Annotated in this window: 17 protein-coding genes; 8 read left to right on the forward strand and 9 right to left on the reverse strand. The window is 67.9% G+C overall.

All coding sequences use genetic code 11. The features are described 5' to 3' along the window. The first annotated feature begins 82 nt into the window (after nucleotides 1-82). Both AC1DNG_RS13345 and AC1DNG_RS13350 read left to right on the forward strand, forming a co-directional pair. Complete coding sequence (locus AC1DNG_RS13345; RefSeq protein WP_223913561.1) at nucleotides 83-328, forward strand: DUF2630 family protein; 246 nt, start codon at nucleotides 83-85, stop codon at nucleotides 326-328. Nucleotides 329-377: 49 nt separating this feature from the next. Continuing rightward, a complete protein-coding gene (locus AC1DNG_RS13350; protein WP_476887566.1) occupies nucleotides 378-1,382 on the forward strand; it encodes a CapA family protein in 1,005 nt (334 codons plus the stop codon). Between the two features lie 33 nt (nucleotides 1,383-1,415). On the opposite strand, the gene AC1DNG_RS13355 is transcribed toward AC1DNG_RS13350, so the two are convergent. Continuing rightward, complete coding sequence (locus AC1DNG_RS13355; protein ID WP_476887567.1) at nucleotides 1,416-2,492, reverse strand: LLM class flavin-dependent oxidoreductase; 1,077 nt, start codon at nucleotides 2,490-2,492, stop codon at nucleotides 1,416-1,418. A 254-nt stretch (nucleotides 2,493-2,746) separates the two neighbouring features. On the opposite strand from AC1DNG_RS13355, the gene AC1DNG_RS13360 reads away from it, so the two are divergent. Both AC1DNG_RS13360 and AC1DNG_RS13365 read left to right on the forward strand, forming a co-directional pair. Beyond that, the gene (locus AC1DNG_RS13360) at nucleotides 2,747-4,129 is read left to right on the forward strand and encodes an ammonium transporter (RefSeq protein ID WP_476887568.1); all 1,383 of its coding nucleotides are present in this window, start codon (nucleotides 2,747-2,749) and stop codon (nucleotides 4,127-4,129) included. A 119-nt stretch (nucleotides 4,130-4,248) separates the two neighbouring features. Continuing rightward, nucleotides 4,249-5,694, forward strand: a complete 1,446-nt coding sequence (locus tag AC1DNG_RS13365) for a S8 family peptidase (protein ID WP_476887569.1) — start codon at nucleotides 4,249-4,251, stop codon at nucleotides 5,692-5,694. 106 nt (nucleotides 5,695-5,800) lie between these two features. Here AC1DNG_RS13365 and AC1DNG_RS13370 read toward each other — a convergent pair whose 3' ends face one another. Both AC1DNG_RS13370 and AC1DNG_RS13375 read right to left on the reverse strand, forming a co-directional pair. Next, nucleotides 5,801-6,481, reverse strand: coding sequence for a response regulator (locus AC1DNG_RS13370; protein ID WP_476873393.1), 681 nt, complete (start codon nucleotides 6,479-6,481; stop codon nucleotides 5,801-5,803). Continuing rightward, nucleotides 6,474-7,814, reverse strand: a complete 1,341-nt coding sequence (locus AC1DNG_RS13375) for a sensor histidine kinase (protein ID WP_476887570.1) — start codon at nucleotides 7,812-7,814, stop codon at nucleotides 6,474-6,476. The genes AC1DNG_RS13370 and AC1DNG_RS13375 overlap by 8 nt, the downstream gene beginning before the upstream one ends. Nucleotides 7,815-7,936: 122 nt before the next feature. Here AC1DNG_RS13375 and AC1DNG_RS13380 point away from each other — a divergent pair, with 122 nt between their 5' ends. The 3 genes from AC1DNG_RS13380 (at nucleotide 7,937) to AC1DNG_RS13390 (ending at nucleotide 10,375) form a co-directional block, all read left to right on the forward strand. Further along, nucleotides 7,937-9,298, forward strand: coding sequence for an LssY C-terminal domain-containing protein (locus AC1DNG_RS13380; RefSeq protein WP_476887571.1), 1,362 nt, complete (start codon nucleotides 7,937-7,939; stop codon nucleotides 9,296-9,298). A 97-nt stretch (nucleotides 9,299-9,395) separates the two neighbouring features. Next, nucleotides 9,396-9,545 (forward strand): hypothetical protein, encoded by a 150-nt coding sequence (locus AC1DNG_RS13385; protein ID WP_164468554.1) that lies wholly within the window; start codon nucleotides 9,396-9,398, stop codon nucleotides 9,543-9,545. Between the two features lie 188 nt (nucleotides 9,546-9,733). Further along, complete coding sequence (locus tag AC1DNG_RS13390) at nucleotides 9,734-10,375, forward strand: NADPH-dependent F420 reductase (RefSeq protein WP_476887572.1); 642 nt, start codon at nucleotides 9,734-9,736, stop codon at nucleotides 10,373-10,375. A 130-nt stretch (nucleotides 10,376-10,505) separates the two neighbouring features. On the opposite strand, the gene AC1DNG_RS13395 is transcribed toward AC1DNG_RS13390, so the two are convergent. From AC1DNG_RS13395 to AC1DNG_RS13420, 6 genes are all read right to left on the reverse strand, one after another. Further along, nucleotides 10,506-11,369, reverse strand: coding sequence for a phosphogluconate dehydrogenase C-terminal domain-containing protein (locus AC1DNG_RS13395; protein ID WP_476887573.1), 864 nt, complete (start codon nucleotides 11,367-11,369; stop codon nucleotides 10,506-10,508). A 1-nt stretch (nucleotide 11,370) separates the two neighbouring features. Next, nucleotides 11,371-12,207 carry a sugar phosphate isomerase/epimerase family protein gene (locus AC1DNG_RS13400; protein WP_476857995.1) on the reverse strand — a complete coding sequence of 279 codons (837 nt, stop codon included), beginning with the start codon at nucleotides 12,205-12,207 and terminating at the stop codon, nucleotides 11,371-11,373. Continuing rightward, entirely contained in the window at nucleotides 12,204-13,067 is an 864-nt protein-coding gene (locus AC1DNG_RS13405) for a triose-phosphate isomerase family protein (protein ID WP_476887574.1), read from the reverse strand. Before AC1DNG_RS13405 ends, AC1DNG_RS13400 begins: the two co-directional genes overlap by 4 nt. Then, on the reverse strand, nucleotides 13,051-13,521 hold the full coding sequence (locus AC1DNG_RS13410; RefSeq protein ID WP_079551080.1) for a ribose-5-phosphate isomerase: 471 nt from the start codon (nucleotides 13,519-13,521) through the stop codon (nucleotides 13,051-13,053). The genes AC1DNG_RS13405 and AC1DNG_RS13410 overlap by 17 nt, the downstream gene beginning before the upstream one ends. After that, nucleotides 13,518-15,290 carry a dihydroxyacetone kinase family protein gene (locus tag AC1DNG_RS13415; protein WP_476887575.1) on the reverse strand — a complete coding sequence of 591 codons (1,773 nt, stop codon included), beginning with the start codon at nucleotides 15,288-15,290 and terminating at the stop codon, nucleotides 13,518-13,520. The genes AC1DNG_RS13410 and AC1DNG_RS13415 overlap by 4 nt, the downstream gene beginning before the upstream one ends. 98 nt (nucleotides 15,291-15,388) lie before the next feature. Beyond that, a complete protein-coding gene (locus tag AC1DNG_RS13420; RefSeq protein ID WP_476857999.1) occupies nucleotides 15,389-16,753 on the reverse strand; it encodes an MFS transporter in 1,365 nt (454 codons plus the stop codon). Between the two features lie 276 nt (nucleotides 16,754-17,029). On the opposite strand from AC1DNG_RS13420, the gene AC1DNG_RS13425 reads away from it, so the two are divergent. Beyond that, the gene (locus tag AC1DNG_RS13425; protein WP_476887628.1) at nucleotides 17,030-17,734 is read left to right on the forward strand and encodes a FadR/GntR family transcriptional regulator; all 705 of its coding nucleotides are present in this window, start codon (nucleotides 17,030-17,032) and stop codon (nucleotides 17,732-17,734) included. Nucleotides 17,735-17,839: the final 105 nt, after the last annotated feature.

Genomic DNA, 17,839 nt, shown 5'->3' on the forward strand with positions numbered 1-17,839 from the left:
CCGTAGGCTGGAAGGGGACCTGCTGGAAGTGGACCCTGCGAAGAGAAGGCTGTCTGCCGCCGTCGGACGAAAAGAGGACACCATGGACAATCAAGACATCCTGGAGCGCATCAAGGCCCTGGTGGAGGAGGAACACGGCCTCCGCGAAGGCTCAACCCAGTCTGGCGGGACCGGAGGCCCGGACATCCTCCGGCTGCAGCAGGTGGAAGAACAACTGGATCAGTGCTGGGACCTGCTCCGCCAGCGGCGCGCGAAAAAAGACTATGGCGAGAACCCCGACGAGGCGGAAGTGCGGCCGGTCAGCGAGGTCGAAGGCTACCAAAGCTAGCCCCCGGGCCCTGACCTGACAGGCAGGCAGGCAGGCAGGCAGGCAGTCCATGCTGATCGCGCTGCTGGGAGACGTCATGCTGGGCCGGCTGGTGAACCGGCACCTGGCAGCGGCCAGGCCTGCCTATCCGTGGGGCGACACGCTGGCGGTCCTGGAGCAGGCGGACGTCCGCGTCGCCAACCTCGAGTGTGTCCTGGCGGCCGGCGGCGAGCCCGAACCCGGCAAGATCTTCCATTTCCGCTCGGACCCGAAGAACGTCGCCAGCCTCCTCGCGGCCGGGATCGACGTCGTCTCGCTGGCCAACAACCACGTCCTGGATTTCGGCCAGGACGCGTTCGGGGAGATGCTGCCGGCGCTGGACGGCGGCGGCATCCTCCATGCCGGGGCCGGCCCCGACCTGGAGGCCGCCCGCCGCCCGGCCGTGTGGCGCGTGGGCGCCGTCGCCGTCGGATTCATTGCCTTCACGGACAACGAGCCCGGCTGGGAGGCGGGCACCGCGGCTCCCGGGGTCTACTACGTCCCGGTGGAGGATGTCCCCATCGATGACGCCGGCCGGCGCGGCGGGACACGATTGGACGGACTCTTGGAACTGGTCGCCAGGACCAAGGCCCGCGTCCAGGTCCTCATCGTGTCAGCCCATTGGGGCGGCAACTGGGGCTACGACGTCCCGGCCGGGCACCAGGACCTTGCCCGGGACCTCATCGAGGCCGGGGCCGACGTCGTGTTCGGCCACTCGCCGCACATATTTCGCGGCGTCGGCATCCACCGGAACCGTCCCATCATCTTCAGCGCCGGGGACTTCATTGACGACTACGCTGTGGACCCGGTCGAGCGCAATGACCAGTCTTTCGTGTTCATGCTCGACACCGACGCCGGCGCACCCCGAACGCTTCGGCTGCATCCGACCATCATCGCCGGATTCCAGGCGCGCCTGGCCCGCGGATCGGCACCCGGCATTGCCGCCCGGATGCAGCGGCTGAGCGGTCAGCTGGGCACGCTGGGCTACTGGAACGCCTCCGGCCGCTGCCTGGAGATTCCGCTGCACCAAAACTGAATCGCTGTAGTGGGCCAGCCGGCGGGCTGATTGTCAGACTGGTTGCTTGCCGGTCCGGCTGCTTACCAGGGCGGCCGAGACCTCCCTGTTGACGGCGGGCATGATCTCCGTGGCCAGCAGTTCAATCGACCGGGCCGTCTCGGCATAGGGTAGGCCGCCCAGTCCGATCTGGGCCAGGTATCGCGAGTTCCCCAGAGTCTGGTGGATCTCCAGGAGCTTCTCGGTGATCTGCTGCGGGCTCCCCACCAGCAATCCGCCGCCGGGCTCGGTCCAGGAATCGAAGGTGGATCGGGGGAAGTGGTCTACGGGTCGCGGCATGTTTTGTTCGAAGTAGGCCCGGTAGTAGGGGTAGAACGTGTCGCGCGCCTGCTGTGACGTCGGCGCCGCGTAGAAGTGACCGCCGGCCCCCACCGGCAGCGCGCCGGCATCGTGGCCGGCCTCGGCAGCGCTCTCGCGGTAGAGCTCAACAAGGCGGCGGAAACGGGCCGGCCCTGACAGCAGGGCGATGAAAAGAGGAAGCCCGAGCCTGCCCGCCCGGGAAAAACTGGCCGGGGTGCCACCGACGCCCACCCAGACTGGCAGCTTCGCCTGCACCGGGCGCGGGGCGATGTCCATGTCCGGGATGCTCTGAGTCAGTCTTCCGGCCCACTGCACTGTGGAGTTGTCCCGGGCGTTGTCCCGCAGTTCCAGCAGCAGGCGCAGCTTCTCATCAAACAGGGCGTCGTAGTCGTCGAGCTTGTGGCCGAACAATTGATACGACTCCACGAACGCGCCGCGGCCCGCAATGATCTCGGCCCGGCCGTCGGAGATCAGGTCCAGAGTGGCGAACTGTTCAAAGAGCCGCACGGGGTCCTGGGTGGAGAGCACAGTCACGGCCGTGCCCAGCCGGAGATTGGATGTTTCCCGGGCGATCGCGGCGAGGACGACTTCCGGGGCCGAGAGGGCGAAGTCGCGCCGATGATGCTCCCCCAACCCCAGGAATCCGAGGCCCGCCTGATCGGCCAGCTTGGCGAGTTCGATGATCTCTTTTAGCCGCTGCTGCGGGGACAGCGCGATGCCGGTGCTGCTATCGCGGGTGAGCTCGCCGAAAGTGAAGATACCAAAGTCCATGTTTATTGAACATTCAATCATTTGAATTCATTCTTGGCCCACCCGGCAGCATCAAAACCGGCTGGTGATTGAGGTCCCGTTTACATTTCTGAAACACGCCGGTCACGCGAACTTCACGCCGTCGCGATTCCCGTAACGTGCCCGCAACTTTTCGCCTCACTGCCGGAAACATGGCTCCGCGAGGATTAAATCCGGATCGGGGGGCCGGCGGCGACGTGTCCCGGTACGGAAGACTGACGAGAAGGGACCCGCCGGTGGAGCTCACTGCTGGAAGCGTCTGGATGATTGTGTCGGCGGCGATGGTTCTGCTGATGACCCCGGCCCTGGGCCTGTTTTACGGCGGGATGACCCGGGCCAAGGCCTCGCTCAACATGATGATGATGAGCTTCGTCTCGGTGGGGATCGTCGGCGTGGTGTGGGTCCTCTGGGGCTACTCGATGAGCACCGGGCAAGGTGTCCTCGGCGTGTTCGGCAACCCGTTCGCGAGCTTCGGCCTGAGCAGCCTCATCGGTTCGCCGGACTTGATCAAGGCCGGCTACAGCGCCACTTTTGCCATCCTCACCGTGGCCCTCATCAGCGGCGCCATCGCGGACCGCGCGAAGTTCACCTCCTGGGCCCTCTTCGTCCCCATCTGGATCACCCTCGTGTACTGCCCCCTGGCCTTCATGGTCTGGGGCGGAGGCCTCATGAGTGCCGGCGGCGCGGTAAGTGCCGTCTTCGGCCAGGTCATCGACTTCGCCGGCGGCACCGTAGTGGAAATCGCGTCCGGAACGGCGGCGCTGGTCCTGGTCCTGATCCTGGGCAACCGGCACGGCTTCGGCAAGGACCCCGGCCACCGCCCCCACAACATCCCCTTCATTATGCTTGGCGCGGGCATCCTGTGGTTCGGCTGGTTCGGCTTCAACGCCGGCGCCGCCACCACAGTGGAGCAGGCCGGCCTGATCTGGGTGAACACCTTGGCCGCCCCTGCCGCAGCCATGATCAGCTGGCTGGTGACGGAGAAGGTCCGCCACGGCCACCACACCTCCTTGGGCGCGGCGTCCGGCGCCGTCGCCGGCCTGGTGGCGATCACGCCGTCGTGCGCCAACATCAGCCCTCTCGCCGCGCTGGGCCTTGGCTTCGTGGCCGGTGCGGCCTGCGCCGTGTTCGTGGACCTGAAATTCAAGTTTGGCTTCGATGACTCGCTCGACGTCGTCGGCGTCCACCTCGGCGGCGGCCTGATCGGCACGCTCGCCCTCGGTTTCATTGCGCTCCCGGTGGACGGTGCCGGCGGCGGGCTGTTCTACGGCGGCGGGCTCCACCAGGTCATCGCGCAGGCCGTGGCCGTCCTCATCACGGTGGCCGTGTCCGGCCTCGGGACCGCGGTGATCGGACTCGCCATCCACAAGACGCTGGGTTTCCGGGTCAGCCGCGAGGACGAACTCGCCGGAGTCGACCGGTCCGAACACGCCGAGACCGCGTATGCCTTTGCCGAGCTCGGTTTCAGCCGGTTCAACCCGTTCGGCCACCACACCGGCGCGGCCCACGCCGCGACGCCTTCCCACGCCGCGACGTCCGCCCACGCGGCCGGCCGGGCACCGGCCGGCCGGGCACCGGAAAATGCCTCCGCGCGCGCAAAGGAAGACAGCCTCGTCTGAGCCGGCCGCTGGGGCCGGCTCAAGTTTTTCCAAAGGGCCCGGGTGTAAGACGCGGTCGGAGGCTTAAGATATGGGCGGGGGGCACTCGAATTAGCGAACTCGCTTAATGGGAGGCCACGATGTTCAGCCAAGCCAGCCGCAAGGCATCAAAACCGAAGCTAACATCGGTGGCGCGGACCCCGCGCAGACACCGGCGCAGCTCCCTTCCCAGACCGGACACATTTTGGTTCGGGCGCGGGCTGGCCTCGCTGGCGGCCTTTGCCCTGGCGGCGGGCGGCGGCCTGGTGGCGGCAGCTCCTTCGAACGCCGCCAACCCGGCACAAAACTACATCGTGGTGCTCAAGGACGGCGTCGTGGACGCCGGAGCGGCGGCGGCCGCCCAGCAAAGCGCCTACGGATTCACGGCATCGAAGGTCTACCGCAACGCTGTGAACGGCTACTCTGCCACCCTGACGGCGGCCCAGGCGCAACGCGTCAAGGCCGACCCCAACGTCGACTTCGTCACGGCAGGCCGGACCTTCCAGCAACCGCGGGATCTTGGAACCGCGGCCACCCAGGAGACGCCGTTTTGGCGCAAGCGGATCGCCGGAACCAGCTCAGACGTCCGGAAGGCCCTCGACCGGGGGCCAAGCCGGATCAACGTCAACGTAGCGGTGATCGACAGCGGCATCGATGCGACCCACCCGGACCTGAACGTCAAGGGCGGCGTCGACTGCCAGTCCGGCTCGCCCGTCGATGTGACCCCCGTTGACGTCCTGGGGCACGGGACATTCGTTGCTGGCGTGATCGGCGCCCGGAACAACCGCCTGGGCGTCATCGGGACCGCCCCGGGCACTCCGCTGTGGTCTGTCCGGGTGGTTGACGACAACGGCCTGATCTCCGAGCAGAGCCTGATCTGCGCGATTGACTGGGTGACCTCGACGCGCAAGGACCATGACGACAGCAACGACATCGCCGTGGCCAACATCAGCATCGCCGGCGGCGCCGCGGACACGCCCAACTGCGGCAAGGGCACGGACGCAATGCACTACGCCATCTGCCGCTCGGTCCGGGCCGGTGTCACCTATGCTGTCGCGGCCGGCAACGCCGGTGAGGACTTCGCCAACACAGTGCCGGCCACGTACGACCAAGTACTGACCGCCACCGCCATGGGCGATTTCGACGGAAAGTCCGGCGGGGATGCCGCCCCGATCTGCGGCCCCGACGACTTTTCGAAGTACGGGCAAAAGGATGACCAGCCGGCGTTCTTCTCCAACTTCGCCACCACGAGTGACGACAAGGCCCACACGGTCGCCGGCCCCGGCGTCTGCATGCTCTCCACCTGGCCCGGCGGCTACAACGTAAGCAACGGCACCAGCTTCGCCAGCCCGGCCGTGGCCGGGTCCGTGGCCCTCTGCATCAGCCAGAAGGCCTGCACGGGCTCAGCCGAGCACGTCATGGAGCAGTACCTGGACCTGACAAAGTCGTACTCGAAGCGGCACCACGACTACGGCTTCGGCGGCGATCCCATCCACCCGATCGGGGGACAGTACTACGGATACCTGACCCAGACGGTGAGCTTCTGACGCTACGGCGGTGAGGAATCCGGCGGCGCAAGTCGCCGCGCCAGAGGCCCTCGGCGAGTCTCAGCCGGGGGCCCGGCCGGGTCTCAGCCGAGGGCCCAGCCGGGTCTCAGCCCAGCAGCCGGCGCTCATAGGCGAAGGCCACCAGCTGGAGCCGGGTCCCGAGGCCCAGCTTGCCCAGCACGCTCCTGAGGTGTGTCTTGACCGTCGCCTCGGATACGAACAGGCTTCCGGCGATCTCACCGTTGGCCAGCCCCTTGGCCGCGAGCAGGAAGACGTCCCGTTCCCGGACAGACAGCACCTCCAGCGCGGACAGGTCCGGTCCCCCGGCCGGCACGGTCCGGGCGGCATGCTGGAACAAATCCTGCACTGATCCCGGCGCAATCACGGAGTACCCGGCGTACACGGTCCGGATCGCGGCGAGCAGGAACTCCGGTTCGGCGCTCTTGAGCAGGTAGCCGCTGGCACCGGCGTGCACGGCGTCAACCACCGCCTGGTCCCGGTTGAAGGTGGTCAGGGCGATGATCTTCGGCGCGCCGGTGCCTGCGGCCTCCGCCTGCCGCACGATCCGCCGTGTGGCGCCGACGCCGTCAAGGACCGGCATGCGCAGGTCCATGAGCATCACGTCGGGGCACCGTTCGACGGCGAATGCCGCCGCCTGCGCGCCGTCGCCGGCTTCCCAGGCCATCGCCATGTCCGGCTGGCTCTCCACCAGCATCCGGATTCCCGCACGGAACAGGGCCTGGTCATCGACAATCGCCACGGTAATGGCCGCCCCGGCATCAGCCACGGTCGCCGGCTTCGGCCAGCTGCATTCCCGGGCGCGCTGCAGGGCTTCCCGCGGGAACCAGGTCCGGCTCCGCGCTGGCGGCGGCAGCATCGGCGTCGGCCGTCCTTGTGCCGTAGGGGATAAAGACTGTCACCCGGTACTGCTCGCCATCCGGGCCGGACGTCATCCAACCTCCTGCGAGGTGGGCGCGTTCCCGCATCCCGGCGAGGCCGCGGCCCACCCGCGTTTCGGCGGCGGGGTCCGGGCTGTCCCTGCCTGTGGTCTCCGGGATCCCGGACGCTGCATGCAGGGTCAGCCCCGGGCCGCTCCAGTCCAGGTGCAGCCGCACCGCGGTGCCGCGGCCGCCGTGTTTCAGTGCGTTGGTCAGGCATTCCTGGATGATCCGGAATACGGCGAGTTGCTGCCCGGCGGAAAGCTCGGCGGGTGCGCCGGACTCGCTCTGTTCGATCTCGAGGCTGCCCTGCATACGCGCCACGAGGGGCCCGACGTCGCTGAGCCGGGGCTGGGGCGTGACCATGCCGTCGTCGTGCACCCCCTCGATGACGCGCTGCGCGTCCACCAGGGCGCTCCGGGCCGACGTCGCGATGTTCTCCAGGGCGTTTAGCACTGCCCTCGGCTGGTCCTTGCTCAGGTAGCGGGTGCCATCCGCCTGCGCCGCGATCACGGCGAGTGAGTGGGCCAGGACGTCGTGCAGGTCCCGGCCGATCCGGGTCCGTTCCTGCTCCACGATCAGGTCCACCTCGGCTTCCCTGAGGCTGGTCTGGGCGATGGTCCTGGCCTGGAACAGGCTGCCGCGTTCCTGGTACATCGCCAGCAGAAGTCCGACGGCGGCGCAGGCTGCCGCGATCACCAGCAGCAGCGAAAAGAGTTGCCAGCCGTAGGCTTGAAAGGTCCACCGGTCGCCCATGTACAGCGGAAGGAACCAGCCGACGCCGTTGCCGTAGCGCCAGGACAGCATCAGGAAGGCCATGGCGCCGGCGAACACCACGTTGGCGGCCGCCGCGATGAAGCGTGTCCTTCGCCGGGCCGTCCATTGGATGAAAGCCAGGGACACGAACGCCCCGAGGTAAATGGCCCAGTGGTTGGCGTGCATCGCGGGAATGGCGTACCCCAGTTGGCCCGCGAGCAGCCCTGCCGTGAATCCAAGCGACGCGTAGGGCTTCCAGGCGGCGCAGGCAATCGCTGCCGTCATGAGGATCAGCGGCCACGTCCCCTCCCAGGTGTGGAGGCCGGGGCCCATCCGCCCGGCCTCGGCCACGCACCACAGCGTGAAGAAGAGAACGGCCGCCGCGGGGGCGCCCCAATGCCGCAAAACTTTCAGTAGTGGTTCCATGCTGTCACCCTATCCACGGCGGCTGTAACAGGCAGGTCACATCCGGCCGCGCTCCACCTTGGGGCCAGAAGATTCATCTTTCGAGCCAGCCCTCCGTCGATAGCGGGCGTAGTATGGCGGCCATGACCAAGGCAGCGGTTGAGGTCACAGCTCCCGCCGAAGCGGTGCCGTACTCCGTGCTGGACAGCGTGTTCTTCGTGGTGGGCGGCGTTGCGGCTGTGTGGCTGACCGCGCTGCTGGTGCAGTTGAGCTTCGAATGGGGCTGGGCGCAGGTCTGGTTCCTCTTCATCTTCTGGGCCCTGCTCGCCTATCTGGTGCTTCCCCGTCTGCACCGGATCCTGACCCGGCTCTACGTTCCGGACTACTTCATCGGCCGGGCGCGCACCAGCGACGGGCTGCTGGGCGATCCCGTGAACATAGCCCTGCTGGGATCGGAACCGCAGATCCATGGCGTGATGCGGTCCGCGGGCTGGACAAGGGCCGATGACGTGACCCTGGCCAGCAGCCGGCGGATCGTCTCTTCCACCCTCCTGCGCCGCAGCTATCTCGAGGCCCCGGTCAGTCCGCTGTTCCTGTTCGGCCGCCAGCAGGATTTTGCCTACCAGCAGGAAGTCGACGGCACCCCGGGCAAACGGCACCACGTCCGCTTCTGGCGGTGCCCGCCCGGCTGGCTGCTGCCGGGCGGGCTGGCCGTCGACTGGTTGGCGGCCGGCACGTATGACCGCAGCGTCGGGCTGTCCCTGTTTACCCTGCAGATCACCCACAAAATCGATGAGAACACCGACGCCGAACGCGACAATGTGGTCGGCGCCATTACCGGGGCCGATCCCGCGGCCGGGCTCAGGGTGATCCGTGATTTTTCCACCGGCTATCACGCGCGCAACGGCGGGGGCGACACCATCACCACCGACGGCAATCTCCCCATCGTCGATCTCAGGCCGACCGTCGCGGAGCCGACCGCCGCGGGCTCGCTTGGGAGCGACACACCCCCGGGCGAGGGCCGCGCCAGGCGTCCTTCGACCACGATTGTCGGGGCGGTCTTCGTCGGTGCCCGCGCGGCGGCGGCCGCGCTGCTGGCCCTGTCCCTGGTGCTCTTCAAGGACGCGCACGTCAGCTCACTGGTGCAGCCCGTAGCCGGCCCGGCGGTCACAGAGGCCCAGGCGGAATTGGCCGTCAGCGCCGCAACGGCGGTTGTCCTGCTCTTTGCCGTGGCAGAGATCCTGCTGGCGTGGTTCGTGTTCCTCGGCCGAAACTGGGCCCGGACGGTGGCCATGGCACTGAGTACGGCCGCCATCTGCTTCCAGGCCGTCGATGTTTTCCACGGCGGCCCGGACATCACCCTGAAGTCCAATCTCCCCGGCCTGACCCTGGACATCCTGTTGCTTCTGGCGCTCTCCAGCAAGCGGTCCCGCGACTATGCCCTGCGCCCCCGCAAGGTAATCAAACGGGATTCCAGCCTTCCCGGCGGCCGGACGCCCGTCTGAATCCGCAGGATCAACGGGCCCTTGACAGCCCTCTCGCAGCGGGAGCTAGATGTTCAAATAGCCAGCAATCCACCGCAGGAGCAGCTAAGGAGCGGACATGAGCGACGACTCACAGGCGCCGGAGCGCCACCACAGCGAGACCCCGGCCGAAGGTGATGCAACGGCTGAACCCTTCGACGACCGCGCCCATTCCCAGGACGCGGCAGAAGGCCCGGACACCGACGACGAACCGGGCCCCACGGCCTAGCCTCCCTAGGCGCTAGCCTCTCTACGAGCGAACTCGCCGGAACTCTGCGGGCTCGCCGGAACTTTCCGGCGAGCGGGGAGGCTTCCGGCGATTTGGACTCGCCTGCCCCGACCGGTGTCCTGTCGGTCCCCGGCGCACACAGTCCTGAACCGGCGAAATATCTTCGCTCGCCCGGCTGTTTCTCCGGCATGACAACAATCGGAATCATCGGTGCAGGACACATTGGCGGCCAGATCGCCCGCAAGGCCGTGGAGGTCGGCTACGACGTCGTGATCAGCAACTCGCGCGGGCCGGAAACCCTGGCGGAGCTCGTCGCGGAACTGGGGCCCAGGGCCCGGGCCGCAACGCCGGCCGAGGCGGCCGCAGCCGGCGACTTCGCCGTCGTCACCGTGCCGCTCAGGAGCCTCCCGGACGTCCCCGTGGAACCGCTGGCCGGCAAGATCGTCCTCGACACCAACAACTACTACTGGGAACGCGACGGGCATGTCCCGGCCCTGGATGCCGGCGAGGCCACCACGTCCGGCCTGCTGCAGGAGCACCTTCCCCAGTCCAAGGTGGCCAAGGCTTTCAACCACATCATGTACTCCCAGATCACCACGGACGGGACCCCGGCCGGCACCCCGAACCGCCGGGCCCTGGCCACGGCGAGCGATTTCCCGGAGGCGGCCGAGCTGGTGACCAGGCTCTACGACGAATTCGGCTTCGACACCGTCAACATGGGCCCGCTCGCCGAAAGCTGGCGCACGGAACGGGACCGCCCGGCCTACGTGATCCGGCAGAACGCGGCCGAGCTCACAGAGAACCTGGCCAAGGCTCCGCGCACCATCTGACCCGTCCTGCCCCGGGCCATCTGACCCGTCCTGCCCCGGGCGTGCGAATTCGCCGGAAGCTTGCGAGGTCGCCGGACTTTTCCGGCGGGCTCGCAGGCTTCCGGCGAATTCGGCCGGGGGGGGTTAGGGGTCAGCGCTGGACGGCGGGCTCGAGCTTGAGCATCTTGGCGATGACGTAATCGAGCTCGGAGTCGTCGAAGATCTTCTTCCAGTCGTCCTTGATGATGGTGTCCTTGCCGTACTGGATGGCGATTTCGCACGCTTCGGAGAACGGGTTGGAGCCGCGCAGGGCGTTGGTCAGGGCGATCTGGACGTGCCCGAACAGCATGGCCTTGGCTGCTTCCTCGGGGACGCCGGCGGTGTGCACAGTCTCGTGCAGGGCTTCCTTGAGCAGGGTCCCGATCATGCAGGCGACGGTCTCCACGAGGGTGGGCTCGAGGATGGCGAGCTGCTTGACGGTGACCCAGTGGACGTCGATCACCGGGGCGTAGATCACCTTGATGGTGGCCTCGGCGGCGGCGCGGGCGGCATCGGTGGCGGCCTCGTCGATCGCGGCAACCACGTTCTGCGGGGCGCCCTGGCCGCCGAAGGTGTCGGCCCATTCTTCCTTGGTGGTGCGCTCGAGGAAGACCGAGGGGTGGCACGGGTGGGCCACGGCCTGGACGACGTCGTCGCGCTTGGCAAGCAGGCCGGCGTAGGCGGCGGCCGGGTCGAGGGTGAGCAGGATGGCGCCGGACTTCATCTGCGGAACCACGCCGTGGGACACGACGCCCAGGACGGTGTCCGGGACCGCGAGGATCACGACGTCGGCGTCCTTGATGGCGTCCTCGGTGGCGCTGATTTCCCGGCCTTCGGCGCGGACGCGGTCCTGGCCTGCCGGCGAGTTTTCGCTGTAGTAGACGGTGTGGGCGCTCTTCTGGAGGTTGGCTGAAACACGCAGCCCCATTTTGCCTCCGGCTCCGATGACGGCCACGGTCAATTGTTCTGCTGACATTTCAGTTACTCCTTAGGAAATCGAGGCTTTGCTGGGTCCACTGCTTTTCGAGGCGGAGGGTCTCTTCTTCGGAGGCCTGCCACGGCAGCCAGTGCTCGATGATCTGGTTGATGTTTCTTTCTTTGGGCTGCAGCTTCCGGGCCATGTAGGCATAGTCCAGGAGGCCTTCGCCGAGGGGAGCGCCGGAATACGTGAACCCGACCCATCCCTCCTTGCGGCTGAACGCAAAGTCTTTGATGTGCATGTTCAGGACATACGGCGCGACGGCGTCAATCACCTCGCGCGGGGATTCCAGCGCCGCCACGGTGTTGGCGGGATCGCTGCAGATGCCCAGGTTCGGGCTGTCCACGCGGGCGATGACCTCCAGGACCCGGGCTGTGGGCACCTGTTCGTAGGTCTCCACGGCGATCTTCACCCCTGCGGCCTCGAATTCGGGCAGGAGACTGGTGAAGATCGCCACGGCCTCGTCCGCGTCCGGGGTGTGGCCCGGGACGTTGAACATGGTCCGCAGCAGCGGCGCGGCCAGGATCCCGGCGATCCGCAGGAACTTCTTCAGATGCTCCGGCCGGATGCCCTTGGTGCCGAGCTCCAGGGAAATCCCCAAGGCATCGGCCGTGGCCCGGACGGCGGCCAGTTCGGCGTCCGTCATGGATTCGAGCGGGGCGTAGTCGCAGATCTGGAAGAGGTCCACGCCCAGGGCCGCAGTATCGGCCAACGCATCCTGGAGGGTCAGCGGCGCGGAGACCTGGTCCGAGAGCTGCCAGAAGAAGGCGTAGCTGCTGAGACCGATTCGTGAACCCTGTCCGTTCTCTAAACCCTGCCCGTTCGTGGAGCTCATGGCCGGCCTCCCGCGGTCAGCAGGAGTCCGAATCGGGCGGCAGTTTCGTCCAGGATGGTCTTGAGCGCCTGCGGGTCGTGGGCAAAGCGGCCCAGGAACAGCCCGGCGACGGCGTCGTCGAGCCGGCCGATCAGGCCGGGGCCGGCGCTCCCGCCGTAAATGACCCGGCTCTCGGCCTGGCCGGGAAGGGAACGCAGATGCGCGTCCAGCCCGGTGATGACGGCGCTGATGTACTCCGGGGTGGCCGGTTCGGGGGCACCGATGGCCCACTGCGGTTCGTAGGCCACGATGGTCCGGGCCGCGGGTCCGAGAGACCGCGCCCGGTTGAGGGCGGCGTCGATGTCCGCAGTGCAGTGACGGACAGCCTCCTCCACGGAGCCGGGCTGCAGTTCCCCGACGCAAAGTACCGGCGTGAGGCCGTTGCGGTAGGCGGCGGCGGTCTTGAGGCCGACTGTCCTCTCATCCTCGCCGAAGATTCGGCGCCGCTCGGCGTGGCCCACTTCGGCGTAGCGGCCGCCGAGTTCGGCGACGGTCCGGCCGGAGACCTCGCCGGTGTAGGCGCCCTCGTCTTCCCAGAAGATGTCCTGCGCGCCGGCGCCCGCGCCGGCCACTCCGAGGACCCGGGCTGCCTCGGGCAGCGCGGGCAGGGCCGGCAGGACAAACAGTTCGATCTCGCCGTTCTGCACGGCGGGGTGTGCCAGTGCGACGACGGCGACCTCGCGGCAGTAGTCCAGCGTGCGCTGGTAGCCGAAGTACATTTTCAGGCTGACGCCGATGACGGCTTGCGGCTGCTTTGTACGGGCGGCACGGCCGGCGGCTTCGCCTGTACCGCCTGTGGCGGGGTTAGCAGGAAGTGACACCCTCGTAGTCCTTAATCAGTGTGACCTTCTCGGCCGAGGCGGAGGTTTCGTCGAACGTGTAGGTCAGCCATTCCCGGGCCAACCGGCGGGCCAGTTCCAGGCCGACGACGCGCTGGCCGAACGTGAGGACCTGGGCGTTGTTGCTGAGGATGGCCCGTTCCACCGAGAAGCTGTCGTGCGCCGTGACGGCCCGGACCCCCGGGACCTTGTTGGCGGCGATGGCCACGCCGAGGCCGGTGCCGCACACTAACAGGGCGCGGTCGGCCTCGCCGGAGGCGATGAGTTCGGCGGCCGCGATGGCCACGGAGGGGTACGGGGTGTGGCTGGTGGCGTCGACGCCGACGTCACGGACGGACTCGACGAGCCCGCTGGCTTCCAGGTCTGCCTTCAGGGCTTCCTTGTACTCGAATCCGGCGTCGTCGGCCCCGATGACCAGGCGCAGTTTGGCGCTCATGCGTTCTCCTTGACTGTTTTTCCCTCGACTGTTTCCGCGAGGAGAGTGTTGTGAATTGCTCGGACGATCAGTGCCATGGACACCGCGCCCGCGTCCGGGGTGCCAAGGCTCTTCTCGGCGTGCGGGCGGGCTCGGCCCACGAGGGGCAGGAGCTGGGCGGTGTCTTCTGCGGCCTGCTGCGCAACGGCGGCCGCGGCGCCCCAGGCCTTCGTGAGGGATCCCCCGGCGTCCACGCCGCCGGCGAGGGCGTCGCGGAACGGGACCAGGACGTCCACGAGGGTTTTGTCGCCCGGCGCGGCCTTGCCGAAGTCCATGATGGCGGCCGCGGCGCCGGCGACTCCGGCGGCGACAGCGCCGGCGTCGGGGGCAGCGGTGTTGCCGAGCGCATCCCCGACGGCCCGGAGGGCCATGCCCCACAGTGCGCCGGAGGTGCCGCCTGCTTTGTCGGCCCAAGCGTCGCCGGCAAGGTGGAGGGTGGTGGCTGCGCCGGCTCCGCGGGCGACGGCGGCTGCCGCGGCGTCGACGGCGGCGCGGACGCCGCGCTCCATGCCAATGCCGTGGTCGCCGTCGCCGGCGACCGCGTCGATCCGGCCCAGTTCCTCGGCGTTGGCGTCCACCACGTCCTTCGCGGCTCCCAGCGCGGCCAGGACACGGACGGCCGTGGCGCGGGATTCGTCGGAGGCATCCGGGATGGCCGCCTCGATCTCGGCGAGGTCGGTGAAGTCCGTGGCTTCCAGGGCCGCCGCCGTGACGGCGCCGCGGCGGAAGGCCGGGGCGTCGGCGGGCGCGTGCCAGAGGGTCTCAAGTTCGTCGTCGAGCCAGAAGAGGGTCAGGGAGGTGCCGGCCATGTCGAAGCTGGTCACGAGCTCACCCACCTGCGGGTCGACGGCTTCCAGTCCGGCCTCGGCCAGGAGCTGGGCGACGCGGCGGTAGACCACGAACAGTTCCTCGTATTTGACGCTGCCCAGGCCGTTGAGGATCGGGACGACGCGCCGTGTCCCGCCGGAAGCCATACAGCCTTCGACGCCGTCGGGAATTTCGGTGAGGAGTTTCGCGACGAGGAGTTCGGCGAGTTCATCCGCCGTCGGGACGCCTGTTTCGCCGATGCCGGGCTCGCCGTGGATGCCCATCCCGACGGCCATGCGGCCCTCGGGGACGGAGAAGAGCGGGTGGTCCGCGCCCGGCAGGGTGCAGCCGGAGAAAGCGACGCCGAAGGAGCGGGTGCGGTGGTTGGCGCGCTCGGCGATCTCGACTGTCTGGTCCATGGTGTACCCGGCCTCGGCGGCGGCGGCGGCGACCTTGAAGACCGTGAGGTCACCGGCGATCCCGCGGCGCTTGGCGTGCTCGGCCGGCGGGGCGGACGAGACGTCGTCGGTGACGGCGATGCTGCGGCAATCGATGCCCTCGGCGCGCAGCCGGGCCTGGGCCTGGTTGAAGTGCAGGACGTCGCCGGCGTAGTTGCCGTAGCCCAGGAGGACGCCGCCGCCGTTGCTGGCGGCCTTGGCCACGGTGTAGATCTGCTGGGCGGACGGCGACGCGAAGAGGTTGCCCATCGCGGCACCGTGGGCCAGACCCTGGCCCACGAGCCCGGCGAAGGCAGGATAGTGCCCGGAACCGCCGCCGATCACGAGCGCCACGGTGCCCGGGGTGCTCCGGGTGTTGCGGACGACGCCGCCGGAGACACGCCTGACCCAGCGGCTGTGGGAGGCGACAAAGCCTTCGATCATTTCGTCAGCGAAGGCTGCGGGGTCATTGAACAGGCGGGTCATGGGGGTACTCCTGGAAGAGGGAAAGCTGCTTGGTGGGTGCCCGCCGCGGCTGTGTGGCACGCGGCGGGCACCGGATTGTTGGGAGCAGGCTGCGTCCGTTAGCGAACGGCGGCTGACTCCGCGGCCGCTGAGTCTGCTGCTTCAGGGGCGGCCGTTGCGTTGCCGGCGCCGTTGCGGGCCAGCACCATCATGAGGACGGCGGAGAGGAGCATGAAGCCGCCGACGACGAACATGGGGACGGTGTAGCCGCCGGTCCAGTCCTTGAGCCAGCCGGTGACGTAGCCCGCGCTGAAGCCGGCCAGGTTGCCCACGGTGTTGATCAGGGCGATCCCGGCGGCGGCCGCTGCCCCGGTGAGGAACTGGGTGGGGACGGTCCAGAAGTTCGGCAGCGCCGCGAAGATGGACATCGCCGTGAGGGTGATGATCGCGATCGTCGCCGCCGGCGAACCCGCAAAGAGGGCCAGCGGGATGCTCAGGCCTCCGACGAGGGCGGGGACGGCGATGTGCCACGTCTTGACACCCCGTTTGGTGGCGTCCTTGGACCAGAAGTACAGGGCAAAGGCGGCCGGCAGGTAGGGGATGGCCGTGATGAGGCCCTTCTGGACGACGTCGAACTTGGTGCCGTACAGGCCCTCAAAGCCGGAGATGATGGTCGGCAGGAAGAAGCCGAGCGCGTACAGGCCGTAGATGAAGCCGAAGTAGATCAGGGCGAGCATCCAGACGCGGCCGTTGCCGAAGACGGTGCGGACGCTGACGTGCTTGTTGGTGGCGGCGGTTGCGTTCTTTTCCTTCTCCAGCGCGCCGGTCAGCCAGGTCTTTTCGTCCGATGTCAGCCATTTGGCCTTGGCCGGGGAATCCGCGAGGTAGAACCAGGCGGCGACGCCGATCAGGATGGCGGGGATGGCGACACCGAAGTACATGACGCGCCAGCCTTCGAGTCCGAAGAGGCCATGCTGCTGGATGAGGAGGGCGGCGAGCGGGGCTCCAATGACCGTGGTCAGCGGCTGGGCCAGGTAGAACAGTGCCAGGATCTTGCTGCGGTGCCGCGACGGGACCCACAGGCTGAGGAAGAGGATGGCGCCGGGGAAGAATCCGGCCTCGGCCACACCCAGGATGAAGCGCAAAATGTAGAGCTGCTCCACGCTGCCCACCCAGGTGAAGAGCAGGGAGACAATGCCCCAGCTGACCATGATGCGGGCCAGCCACCGGCGGGCTCCGAATTTGTGCAGGGCCAGGTTGCTGGGGACTTCCAGCAGGATGTAGCCGATGAAGAAGACACCGGAGGCGAAGCCGAACTGGGCCGCCGAGAGGGCCAGATCAGTGTTCATGCCGTTGGGGCCTGCGAAGGAGATGGCCGTGCGGTCCAGATAGTTGATGAAGAACATGAGAGCGACAAACGGCACCAGCCGCACTGCCACTTTCTTGATTGCAGATCTTTCGACCACTGATTGCGTGGTGTCCACATTGACTCCTTGATGTCGGGATCCCGCAGCCTCCTGCGCTGGAAGCATGGGGATTGGTCTCACCGCGTAGTTCCAGGGAGCTGGCCAGGCCCAACTAAGCGTGTGATAAAAACCATAAGGCGTCCAACTCGAATTGGTCAACCGGTTGACATGTTTATTTACTGCGGCGGCCGTCGGCATGGCCCGGGCGGTGCGTGTTGTTACGCTTTGAAGGTGTCCGTTAACTCCGCTAACTCCGCCGCTTCGACGGCCAAAATCAGTGCCGCGCTCGGTTCTATGGAGCAAGGCTCTGTCGTGTCCGAAGTCGCGGAACGCCTCTTGGGCTACTTCACGAGCGGTGAAATTGCCGTGGGAACCCGTCTGCCGGCCGAGCGCCAACTCGCCGCATCTCTGGGGGTCGGTCGCTCCGCGGTCCGGGAAGCCCTCGCGGCGCTGGAGATCCTCGGGATCGTCATTGTCCGGCCGGGCTCCGGAACGTACCTTCGCGACGGCATTTCCGAGCTCCTCCCCCGCACGCTGAGCTGGGGCCTTATGCTGGGCGCCCCCCGCACGCGCGAACTCGTGGAATTGCGCGGCGGGCTCGAGGTACAGGCCGCCCAGCTGGCGGCGCAGCGGATTACCGACGATGCCCTGGACCGGATGCGCGCCAATCTGGCCACGATGGACGGCAGCCTGGAGGACCTTGTGACGTTCGTGGAGGCGGATGCGGCTTTCCACCGTGAAATCGCCGCAGCCTCCGGCAACCAGGTCCTGCAGGAACTGCTGCAGAGCATCCGGTCGCTGCTGCGCATCTGGGTTGACCGCGCCCTGACGGACGAAGGGCACGCGGCATCGGCCCTGGCTGAGCACCGCGGGATCTTCCTTGCCCTGGAATCACGCGATGAGGCCGCCGTGACGGCGGCCATGCGCTCCCACATGGACACGGCCTCCCGGCGCCTCCTGGCCGGATTCGACGCGGACCAGGGCTCCGCCGGAGGCTGAACCGCCTAACGCCTTCGCCCCTCTGTTACTCCCCCCGACGCGCGCATTCGCCGGAAGCCCGCGAAGTCGCCGGACCTTTCCGGCGCTCTCGCAGCTATCCGGCGA

This window comes from Arthrobacter sp. 01T425, from assembly GCF_056398725.1.

What these genes read in the sequence shown, in the direction of transcription:
- AC1DNG_RS13385 (WP_164468554.1), top strand. Translation starts at nt 9,396, where the DNA reads ATGAGCGACGACTCACAGGCGCCGGAGCGCCACCACAGCGAGACCCCG.
- AC1DNG_RS13415 (WP_476887575.1), bottom strand. Translation starts at nt 15,290, where the DNA reads ATGACCCGCCTGTTCAATGACCCCGCAGCCTTCGCTGACGAAATGATC.
- AC1DNG_RS13395 (WP_476887573.1), bottom strand. Translation starts at nt 11,369, where the DNA reads ATGTCAGCAGAACAATTGACCGTGGCCGTCATCGGAGCCGGAGGCAAA.
- AC1DNG_RS13355 (WP_476887567.1), bottom strand. Translation starts at nt 2,492, where the DNA reads ATGGACTTTGGTATCTTCACTTTCGGCGAGCTCACCCGCGATAGCAGC.
- AC1DNG_RS13375 (WP_476887570.1), bottom strand. Translation starts at nt 7,814, where the DNA reads ATGGAACCACTACTGAAAGTTTTGCGGCATTGGGGCGCCCCCGCGGCG.
- AC1DNG_RS13380 (WP_476887571.1), top strand. Translation starts at nt 7,937, where the DNA reads ATGACCAAGGCAGCGGTTGAGGTCACAGCTCCCGCCGAAGCGGTGCCG.
- AC1DNG_RS13410 (WP_079551080.1), bottom strand. Translation starts at nt 13,521, where the DNA reads ATGAGCGCCAAACTGCGCCTGGTCATCGGGGCCGACGACGCCGGATTC.
- AC1DNG_RS13390 (WP_476887572.1), top strand. Translation starts at nt 9,734, where the DNA reads ATGACAACAATCGGAATCATCGGTGCAGGACACATTGGCGGCCAGATC.
- AC1DNG_RS13400 (WP_476857995.1), bottom strand. Translation starts at nt 12,207, where the DNA reads ATGAGCTCCACGAACGGGCAGGGTTTAGAGAACGGACAGGGTTCACGA.
- AC1DNG_RS13425 (WP_476887628.1), top strand. Translation starts at nt 17,030, where the DNA reads ATGGAGCAAGGCTCTGTCGTGTCCGAAGTCGCGGAACGCCTCTTGGGC.
- AC1DNG_RS13350 (WP_476887566.1), top strand. Translation starts at nt 378, where the DNA reads ATGCTGATCGCGCTGCTGGGAGACGTCATGCTGGGCCGGCTGGTGAAC.
- AC1DNG_RS13365 (WP_476887569.1), top strand. Translation starts at nt 4,249, where the DNA reads ATGTTCAGCCAAGCCAGCCGCAAGGCATCAAAACCGAAGCTAACATCG.
- AC1DNG_RS13345 (WP_223913561.1), top strand. Translation starts at nt 83, where the DNA reads ATGGACAATCAAGACATCCTGGAGCGCATCAAGGCCCTGGTGGAGGAG.